Below are 1320 nucleotides of genomic sequence, written 5' to 3'. Positions count from 1 at the left end.
TGAAGGAGGAACAGTATGACGGGGAGGTCTCCCTCTACACGTATGACAAGGACGGCATGCTCGTCAAGGCGAAGAACAGCGAGAACCTGCTGGAGTTCACCCGTGACAGGAAGACGGGACTGATTACAGAGGAAAGGCAAGGAGAATACACCGTCAGCCGTACCTATGACGGCGAAGGCAACTGCACCCGCATCACCAGCAGTCTGGGAGCGGACATCCGTCATACCTATGACCGGGAAGGCAACCTGCAGGCCATGCAGGCGGGCGAGAGCTGGCAGGCATCGTGGGTGCGTGACAACACGGGGCTGGAGGTACAGCGCATCTTTTCCGGTGGTGTAACCGTCAGCACCGAGCGTGACCGTTTCGGATGCGAGGTGCGCAAGTCGGTCCGGTCGGGCGGCATCGAACGTGGAGCGTACCGCTATGAGTGGGGCATTGCCAACCGTCTGCTCTCCAAGGAAAACGAGCTGACGGGAACGGTCATGCGCTACGACTACGACCGTTTCGACTTCCTTATCCGGCAGGAAACCACCCAGGGCTCGGAAACGGATGTGATTTATCGTGTGCCGGACTTCGTGGGCAACCTCTTCGGGACTCCGGACAGGAAGGACCGCAAATACGGTGCCGGTGGAAAACTTTTGGAGGACCCGGATTGTTTCTATCACTACGATGATGAGGGGAACCTCATTTTCCGCGAGTTCAAACAGTTGCAGGAAACGGGCGTAAGATATGACCGGAAGCGCATGGAGAAGGAACGTGACATCCGCTGTCTGGCAACGGGAACGGGATGGCTCTACGAGTGGGCTTCCAATGGTATGCTAAAGAATGTCATACGTCCGGACGGAAGACCGGTAGAGTTCCGTTACGATGCGTTGGGACGGCGTACCGCCAAGCTGTATTTCGGAAAGGTCACACGCTGGGTGTGGGATGGAAACGTGCCGCTGCACGAATGGATTACTACTGCTACAGATAATGACGTACTACCTAATAGAAACAATATAACAACTTGGATATTCGAAGAAGAAACATTGATTCCTACTGCCAAGATACAAAGTGATAAATCCTGTTCTATTGTATCTGACTACTTGGGTACCCCCATCCAGATGTACGACGGGCAGGGGAACAAGACCTGGGACTGCACGCTGGATATTTACGGAAAAGTGATTGATTTTACGGGAAAATTCCTTTATGATTGCCCGTTCAGGTTTCAGGGACAGTATGAAGATGCTGAAACAGGATTATATTATACCTCAAATCCGCAACTAAGCCCTTGAACGTCCTTATTGCGTTTACACGTCCTCTCATTACTGAATTTGCAGA

1 protein-coding gene is annotated in these 1320 nt (G+C 52.7%); it reads left to right on the top strand.

The features are described from left to right. Window positions 1-1274 (top strand): RHS repeat domain-containing protein (locus AB5935_RS26470; protein WP_368327924.1); only part of this gene is annotated, 1274 nt, incomplete at its 5' end. Between the last annotated feature and the right edge of the window lie 46 nt (window positions 1275-1320).

Source organism: Phocaeicola sp. RTP21198st1_B8_RTP21198_201120, assembly GCF_040929485.1.
GTDB lineage: Bacteria > Bacteroidota > Bacteroidia > Bacteroidales > Bacteroidaceae > Phocaeicola > Phocaeicola dorei.
The sequence above is the reverse complement of the archived record's forward strand: the minus strand, read 5'-3'. Positions and strand labels throughout refer to the sequence as shown.